Here is a 7,993-nt window from a genome sequence, read left to right as displayed (position 1 = left end):
GATTCATCAGCCCTACGGATGCGGAGCTGTATGTTCGCCATTCATGGTGAATCGACGGGTGCGATTTTGTAGGGTCGCCATTTATGGCGACCGAACGGGTGCGGAGCTGTATGTTCGCCATTCATGGTGAATCGAAGGGTGCGATTTTGTAGGGTCGCCATTTATGGCGACCGAACGGGTGCGGTTCTGTATGTTCGCCATTCATGGTGAATCGAAGGGTGCGATTTTGTAGGGTCGCCATTTATGGTGACCGAACGGGTGCGGTTCTGTATGTTCGCCATTTATGGCGACCGAACGGGTGCGATTTTGTAGGGTCGCCATTTATGGCGACCGAACGGGTGCGGTTTTGTAGGGGCGCCATTTATAGTGACCGCATAAATTATTCCGCAGCACGTACCGGGATATACATATCCACCAGCCAGTTACCGCTTTCAGATCCATCAGAAAGGTAATGCTCAAAGCATGGACGATTATCGACTTGCCAGCCGCCCTGCGCATTTAAGCTATCAAACAAACTGTGCCACGCGCCGAAGAAATCGTTGTTGAGCACTTCAACACGCGCATGAAAATAGCGGCCGCCCGGCAATAACCCTTTTTCGATATCGTCGCCCGCCGCCGGCATCACATCCTCTGGCGCGGTAATCACCGTTTCCACGCGCAGCTCTTCAGGCGGCAGTTCCTGTGGATTGCCGTAATAGATCGCCAGCCATTCGCCTTCGGCGTTGTGCTCGCTCACCCAGCATTTCAGCTGGTTAAAGCCGCGCGGCACGGTTTCCTGCCACGGACCTTGCAGATGGTAACCGAGCCAGCTTTGCGGATTACGTTCAACAATCGATGCTTTCATACCTTGCCTCTTGTCAGCAGCAGAAACAGCGATTGTGCCATCACCGCCGCACAACGACGACGATGATGACGCTGAAATACGCGGCGGATTACAGTTTCTGTTTCACGTAATCGCTGATGCGCGTAATGATGCCTGCCTCTTCAACCGCTTGCAGCGCGTAGAGCGGATAGCTGGCCAGCTGCTTATCTTTGTCCATCACCTGAATTTCACCAATCTGCTCGCCCGCTTTCAGCGGCGCTTCCAGATCTTTGCGATCGATAACGTATTTCGCCATCACGTTGGCCACTTCGGTGCGCGGCAGCGACAGGTAGATATCCTGCGTGGTGCCGACATCGACTTTATGCGGATTGCCGTACCAGACGTTTTCGCTACCGATTTTTTTGCCTGCGTGGAACAACTGCACGGTATCAAAGGTGTTCTGGCCCCACACCAGCAGCTTACGCGCCTGATCTTCGCGGCCTTTCGGGCTCTTGCCGCCCATGATCACCGCGATCAGGCGATGACGTCCAACGACGTTAGAGGCGATGATGTTAAAACCGGCGCTTTCAGTGTGGCCGGTTTTCAGACCATCGACGTGCAGATTTTGATCCCACAGCAAGCCGTTGCGGTTGTTCTGGGTGATGCCATTCCACGTCAGAGTTTTCTCACCGTACATGGCGTAGAAATCGGGCTCGCCGCTGATAATGGCGCGCGACAGCACCGCCAGATCGCGTGCGGTAGTGTGCTGGCCCGGCGCGTCGAGGCCGTGCACGGTTTCGAAATGGGTGTGCGACAGGCCGAGTTTCTGTACGTAGCTGTTCATCATGGTGACGAAGCTGCTTTCGCTGCCGGCCACGTGATCCGCCAGCGCCACGCAGGCATCGTTACCGGAATCGATGATCACGCCGCGCATCAGGTCGCGCACCGTAACCTGATCGCCCGGCTTGAGGAACATCAGCGAGGAGCCTTTGAACACCGGATTCCCCGCGCCCCACGCGTCTTTGCCGATGGTGACTTTGTCATCGCGGCTGATTTTATTCTGATCGATAGCGCGATCAACAACATAGCCGGTCATCAGTTTGGTCAGGCTGGCCGGGTTACGCTCTTCATCCGGATTGCCGGCAGTGAGAATTTGTCCGGTGGTGGCGTCCATCAACACCCACGAAGCCGCATCAATCGGCGGGGGCGTCAGGGGAAACGGCATGCTGTCGTCGGCCTGCGCCAACGATGCCCAAACAATCATTCCAGATACAGTTACCAGCAGACGCCTTTTCAACACTTCTTCCTCAAGATCAAAAAATGAATTTACCGCCGCACGTTTTACGGCAAATAGCGCTTACAGATCTGAATAAATTGAAAAAAAGTATGAACTGCGCATAAATGCTGCGCGCCCGCTCGCAGCGAGGATGATCGAGGTTGTACTGCTACCAAGGGACGACTATCCTGTGCGTTGATTCTCCATTGCCAGGATAACGCCGTGCCCGCCTCTGAGTTCACCTTCTTATTCCACGATTATGAAACCTTCGGTAAAAGCCCGTCGCTGGACCGTCCGGCGCAGTTCGCGGGCCTGCGCACCGATAAAGAATTCAATGCAGTAGGTGAACCGCAGGTGTTTTATTGCCAGCCAGCCGACGATTATCTGCCGCAGCCGGAAGCGGTGATGATCACCGGCATTACGCCGCAAACCGCCAAAGCGCGCGGCGTGACCGAAGCGGCGTTTGCCGAACGCATTCACGGCCTGTTTAGCGAGCCGCAAACCTGTGTGATTGGTTACAACAATGTGCGTTTTGATGATGAAGTGACGCGCAATATCTTCTATCGCAACTTCTTCGATCCGTATGGCTGGAGCTGGCAGAACGGCAATTCGCGCTGGGATTTACTCGATGTGATGCGCGCCTGCTACGCGTTGCGCCCGGAAGGCATTGAGTGGCCGGAGAATGACGATGGCTTCCCAAGCTTTAAACTGGAGCACCTCACCAAGGCCAACGGCGTGGCGCACGAACAGGCGCACGATGCGATGTCCGACGTGTATGCCACGCTGGCGATGGCAAAACTGGTGCAAGAGAAGCAGCCGAAGCTGTTTGAGTTTCTGTTTACCCATCGCAACAAACAGAAACTGATGACGCTGATTGATATCCCGCAGATGAAACCGCTGGTTCACGTCTCCGGCATGTTCGGTGCGGCGCGCGGTAACACCAGCTGGATCGTGCCGCTGGCGTGGCATCCGGATAACCGTAACGCGCTGATTGTCGCCGATCTGGCCGGGGACATGTCGCCGCTGCTGACGCTGGAATCTGACGAACTGCGTGAGCGTTTGTATACGCGTCACAGCGATTTAGGCGATCTGCCTGCGGTACCGATTAAGCTGGTGCACATCAATAAGTGTCCGGTGCTGGCGCCCGCCAGCACGCTGCGTCCGGAAGATGCCGCGCGCCTGAACATCGATCGTCAGCAGTGCCTCGCTAACCTCAAGCTGCTGCGTGACCACGCAGAAGTACGTGAGAAAGTGGTGGCGCTGTTTGCCGACGCTGAGCCGTTTACCCCTTCGGATGATGTTGATGCGCAGTTGTATGACGGTTTCTTCAGCGATGCCGATCGCGCTGGCATGAACATTATCCGCCAGACGCCGCCGCAGAACTTACCGGCGCTGGATTTGACCTTCGAAGATAAGCGCATTGCTAAACTGCTGTTCCGCTATCGTGCGCGCAACTTCCCCGGCACGCTGGATGACGCCGAGCAGCAGCGCTGGTTGCAGCATCGCCGCGAAGCGCTGAATGCCGAGCGGGTGCAGGCGTTCCTGTTGGAGCTGGAGTCGCTGGCGAGTTTGCATGAGGGGAATACGGAGAAGATGGCGCAGCTGAAGGCGCTGTATTTGTATGCGCAGGAGTTGGTGTCTTAGTCCTCTGCGGATGTTGATTGAGGTCGCCATGAATGGCGACCCTACGGATTGAGAGAGTTGGTTTTTGTAGGGTCGCCATTTATGGCGACCTGATGAGCTTTCTGTTGTAGGGTCGCCATTTATGGCGACCTGGAAACCTAAATCATCCCCCACACCAGCCACGTCAGTGCAAAACCGCTCAGCCCCATCACCGTAGTCAACACCGTCCAGGTTTTCAGGCCATCGGCCACTGACAAGCCCAGATAGCGCGTTACCACCCAGAAGCCCGCATCATTGACGTGCGACAAACCTAACCCACCGAAACAGGCCGCCAGCGTCACCAGCACGCGCTGCATATCTGTTACATCGCCCACCGCCTGGCTCAGCAAGCCGCTGGTGGTCAGAATCGCCACCGTTGCCGATCCCTGCGAAGCACGCAGCGCCAGCGACAGAATAAAGGCCGCCGGAACTAAAGGCAGATGCAAGGTTTCCAGCGTCAACGCCAGCGCTTTGCCCACGCCCGATTCCACCAGCACCTTACCAAACGCGCCGCCCGCGCCCGCTACCAGAATCACGCTGGCAGAGCTGGGAATCGCACGTCCGGTGAGATCTTCCAGCTTCTCTTTGCTCCAGCCGCGACGCACGCCGAGCAGCCACGCCGCCAGCCCCAGCGCAATCAGCAGCGCAATGGCTGGCGTACCGATCACCGTCATCACCGAGCGCAGCGTGCTGCCTTCTGCCAGCGTGGTGTGTGCCACCGTGCCCATCACGATTAACAGAATCGGCACAACAATCAGGCCGGTAATAGTCAGCGCACCCGGCGGTGGCGCGTCGTTCTTTGGCTTGCCTTCCGGCTTCGCTAGCTGCAGCTGTTCTAATACATCGACGGAAAGGTGATATTGACGCAGGTTCATTGCTTTCGCGACGTAGTAACCAACGATACCAACCGGAATAGAGATCAGGATACCGAGCATCATCAGCCAGCCCATATCGGTATGCAGAATCCCTGCCGCCGCCGCCGCGCCGGGATGGGTTGGCAGCGCCACGTGCACCGTCAGCATCACGCCCGCCATCGGCAAGCCAAACTTCAGCGGTGACACGCGCGCCACTTTGGTGAAGCCATAAATCAGCGGAATCACGATGATGAAGCCGACTTCGAAGAACACCGGAATGCCGAGGATAAACGCCGCCATGGTCAGCGCCGCTACGGTACGCTTGATACCCAGCGATTTACTGAAGCGTTGCGCCAGCGACTCCGCACCGCCGGAAGCTTCAATCACTGCGCCGAGCATCGCCCCCAGCACGATGATAATGGTGATATGCCCCAGCAAGTTACCCATCCCGCTAAAGATGGTTTCCATGATTTTGTCGGCTGGAATGCCGGTAGCAATCGCCACCAGCAAGCTGACAATCAGCAGCGCCACAAAGGGGTGAACTTTGGTTTTAATCACCAGCAGCAGCAAGATCACAATGCTGGCGGTAGCGATGGCTAACAACAATGCGGTAGACATGGTATCCCTCTAATTTATATGTATTTATTAGTATGGTTATTTCTGGCATTGACGAATTGAGGTAAGACTTACCCAACACAGCGTGCAAAGACGCTGCGTTGGGCGGTACAACAGTGGTTATTTAGCGTAAGGCGCGAACCAGCCGAGGCCCGCTTCAGTGCGGCCGCGTGGGATATATTCACATCCCACCCAACCGTCGTAACCCACTTCATCCAGCAGGTTGAACAGATAGGAATAGTTGATCTCGCCTTCATCCGGCTCGTGACGATGCGGCGCAGAGGCGATCTGGATATGGCGATAACGACCGGCGTATTCACGAATCAGATGCGTCAGATTGCCGTCCACCAGCTGCGCATGGAACAGGTCGAGCTGAGTAAAGACGTTGGGACGATCGATACGCGCCGTCATCGCCAGCGTCTGATACTGGCTGGAGTAGAGATAATTCGGCTTGGTGACCGGATTAAGCGCTTCCAGCAGCAGACGAATGCCGTGCGGCGCAAAACGCTCGGCGGCATAGTGCATGTTACGCACGAAAGTCTCTTCATAGGCTGCACGATCGGCACCGTTTGGCACCGTTGCCGCCATCACATGCACCTGCGGGCAGTTGAGCGCCAGCGCATACTCGAGTGCTCGATCGATATCGGCACGCGCTTCCTGTTCACGGCCCGGAATGGCAGAAACGCCCCACTCGCCCGCCTGCACATTGCCGGCGGCGGTGTTGAACAGCACCAGCTCCAGCTGATGTTTTTCCAGCTCGGCTTTAATCACCTCGGCCGGGAAATCATACGGGAACAGGAATTCGACGGCGCGAAAACCGGCGTTAGCCGCGGCGGCAAAGCGTTCGATAAACGGCAGCTCACCGAACTGCGTAGATAAATTGGCTGCAAACTTAGGCATTAGAAATTCCTCAATTCCGCGACTTCGCTATCGGTCAGATAACGAATCGAGCGGTCGCCGAGCGTAAACATCAGGCGCGCGGTCTCTTCCAGTTCTTCGGTGTTATTGGCGGCTTCGCGCAGGGATTTGCCCACCACCACCGGACCGTGATTGGCCAGCAGGAAGGCGTTATAGCGCGAGGCCAGATTGGCCAGATCGTCAGCCAGACGCTGATCGCCTGGCTTGTAATACGGCACCACCGGCACATCACCGACGCGCATCACCACGTACGGCGTGAATGGACGAATACAGTTTTCGCTGTCGAGATCGTTCAGGCAGGAGAGCGCCGTCAAATAGTGGCTGTGCAGATGCACCACCGCTTTGCACTCGGGATTGTTCAGGTAGAGCGCGCGGTGAAAAGCCACCTCTTTCGAGGGCTTGTCGCCGGAGATCCATTCACCCTGAATCGTCACTTTCGACAGGCGATCGGCCTGCAGTTCGCCAAGGCAGGAGCCGGTTGGCGTCGCCAGCAAGTTGCCGTCCTCCAGCATCAGCGACAAATTGCCCGCTGAGCCGGTGGCGTAACCGCGCTGAAAGAAGGACGCGCCGAGCTGCACCATTTCTTCGCGTGCTTGTTGTTCCGTCATGCTGAAAACTCCTGTTGTGCGCGGGCAAAGAACTGTTCGTCGCCAAAGTTGCCTGATTTCAGCGCCAGCGACAGCGGCTGATGGATATCGCGTACCCACGGCACGCCCGGCGAAATCATCGGGCCAATGTGGAATGCGGTGACGCCAAGGCTTTGTGCCACCACGCCCGAGGTTTCACCACCGGCGACGATAAAGCGCTGCCAGCCGCGGCTTTTCAGCTCACGCGTTACCGCAGCAAATAGCTGCTCAACCGCTTCACTGCTGCGTGCCGCGCCGTATTGCTGCTGAATTGCCTGCAGCTGCTGCGCATCGGCGGTAGCAAACAGCAATGGCGCCAGATCGGGCTGATGATGCGCTTCCACCCAATCACAAAGTTCCTGCGCATAGCTTTCGACGTTGTCGAGGCAGCGCTCCACCAACACTTCGTGCGATGGCGCTTGCTGACGATACGCCTGCACCTGACGGTTGGTCATTTGCGAGCAGGATCCCGAGATCACTACCGCGCGATCGCCTTGTGGACGTCCCGCTTGTTCAGCATCGCTGTTCTGCTGCTGCGTCGCCCAGGCGCGGGCGATACCGATCGCCAGGCCTGAACCGCCGGTCACCAGGCGCGTCTCTTTCAGCGCTTCGCCCTGCGTCAGCAGATGCTGCTCGTGCAGCGCATCCAGCACCACATAGTTGATGCCCTGCGCTTTCAGGGTATCCAGCTGCGCACGCACCGCATCGGCGCCTTGATCCAGCTGCGCGGCGTTGATCACCGCGGTCTGGCCTTTGGCCTGACGCGTCATCAAACGCACCAGATTGCTGTCGGTCATTGGCGTCACCGGATGATGGCGCATGCCCGATTCCGACAGCAGCTGATCGGCGACAAACAGATAGCCTTGATACACCGTACGACCATTAACCGGCAGCGACGGCGAGATCACCGTTTGCGTTTCGCCCAACGCTGCCAGCAGCGCATCCGTCACCGGGCCGATATTGCCCTGCTCGGTGCTATCGAAGGTGGAACAATATTTGAAGTAAAAACGATCGCAGCCCTGCTTTTGCAGCCACTGCAGCGCGGCCAGCGACTGATCGATCGCCTGCTGCGCCGGGCATGAGCGTGACTTCAGGCTGATAACAATCGCCTGCGCGCTCAGCTCGTCGTGGCTTTCTGGCACGCCGTTGAACTGGATGGTCGGCAGACCGTTCTGCACCAGGAAACTGGCGATGTCGGTCGCGCCGGTAAAATCGTCTGCAATAACGCCTAAACGCATGA

General features: G+C 57.3%; 7 protein-coding genes. 1 reads left to right on the top strand and 6 read right to left on the bottom strand.

Features of this window, described 5'->3' with window-relative positions:
* Nucleotides 1–379 precede the first annotated feature (379 nt).
* Together HX773_RS19890 and dacD are read right to left on the bottom strand one after the other, a co-directional pair.
* Nucleotides 380–844: a GyrI-like domain-containing protein gene (locus HX773_RS19890; RefSeq protein WP_176972964.1), complete on the bottom strand. Its 465-nt coding sequence runs from the start codon at nucleotides 842–844 to the stop codon at nucleotides 380–382.
* Between the two features lie 88 nt (nucleotides 845–932).
* Nucleotides 933–2,099 (bottom strand): serine-type D-Ala-D-Ala carboxypeptidase DacD, encoded by a 1,167-nt coding sequence (dacD, locus tag HX773_RS19885; RefSeq protein ID WP_176972963.1) that lies wholly within the window; start codon nucleotides 2,097–2,099, stop codon nucleotides 933–935.
* A gap of 201 nt (nucleotides 2,100–2,300) precedes the next feature.
* Between dacD and sbcB the strand changes: the two genes are divergently transcribed.
* Nucleotides 2,301–3,722: an exodeoxyribonuclease I gene (gene sbcB / locus HX773_RS19880; protein WP_176972962.1), complete on the top strand. Its 1,422-nt coding sequence runs from the start codon at nucleotides 2,301–2,303 to the stop codon at nucleotides 3,720–3,722.
* Nucleotides 3,723–3,859: 137 nt separating this feature from the next.
* Here the strand turns inward: sbcB and HX773_RS19875 are convergent, their stop codons facing one another.
* The 4 genes from HX773_RS19875 to otnK form a co-directional block, all read right to left on the bottom strand.
* Nucleotides 3,860–5,212, bottom strand: coding sequence for a GntP family transporter (locus HX773_RS19875; protein WP_061717692.1), 1,353 nt, complete (start codon nucleotides 5,210–5,212; stop codon nucleotides 3,860–3,862).
* A gap of 117 nt (nucleotides 5,213–5,329) precedes the next feature.
* Nucleotides 5,330–6,109, bottom strand: coding sequence for an HPr family phosphocarrier protein (locus HX773_RS19870; RefSeq protein ID WP_176972961.1), 780 nt, complete (start codon nucleotides 6,107–6,109; stop codon nucleotides 5,330–5,332).
* On the bottom strand, nucleotides 6,109–6,735 hold the full coding sequence (locus HX773_RS19865; RefSeq protein ID WP_176972960.1) for an aldolase: 627 nt from the start codon (nucleotides 6,733–6,735) through the stop codon (nucleotides 6,109–6,111). The genes HX773_RS19870 and HX773_RS19865 overlap by 1 nt, the downstream gene beginning before the upstream one ends.
* On the bottom strand, nucleotides 6,732–7,991 hold the full coding sequence (otnK, locus tag HX773_RS19860; RefSeq protein ID WP_218168308.1) for a 3-oxo-tetronate kinase: 1,260 nt from the start codon (nucleotides 7,989–7,991) through the stop codon (nucleotides 6,732–6,734). Before otnK ends, HX773_RS19865 begins: the two co-directional genes overlap by 4 nt.
* Nucleotides 7,992–7,993 lie beyond the last annotated feature (2 nt).

The sequence above is a fragment of the Pantoea sp. B9002 genome (assembly GCF_013385945.1).
Taxonomy (GTDB): domain Bacteria; phylum Pseudomonadota; class Gammaproteobacteria; order Enterobacterales; family Enterobacteriaceae; genus Pantoea.
Note: the sequence above shows the minus strand (reverse complement) of the source record. Positions and strands in the feature narration are given on the sequence as shown.

What these genes read in the sequence shown, in the direction of transcription:
- HX773_RS19890 (WP_176972964.1), bottom strand. Translation starts at nt 844, where the DNA reads ATGAAAGCATCGATTGTTGAACGTAATCCGCAAAGCTGGCTCGGTTAC.
- HX773_RS19875 (WP_061717692.1), bottom strand. Translation starts at nt 5,212, where the DNA reads ATGTCTACCGCATTGTTGTTAGCCATCGCTACCGCCAGCATTGTGATC.
- HX773_RS19870 (WP_176972961.1), bottom strand. Translation starts at nt 6,109, where the DNA reads ATGCCTAAGTTTGCAGCCAATTTATCTACGCAGTTCGGTGAGCTGCCG.
- HX773_RS19865 (WP_176972960.1), bottom strand. Translation starts at nt 6,735, where the DNA reads ATGACGGAACAACAAGCACGCGAAGAAATGGTGCAGCTCGGCGCGTCC.
- otnK (WP_218168308.1), bottom strand. Translation starts at nt 7,991, where the DNA reads ATGCGTTTAGGCGTTATTGCAGACGATTTTACCGGCGCGACCGACATC.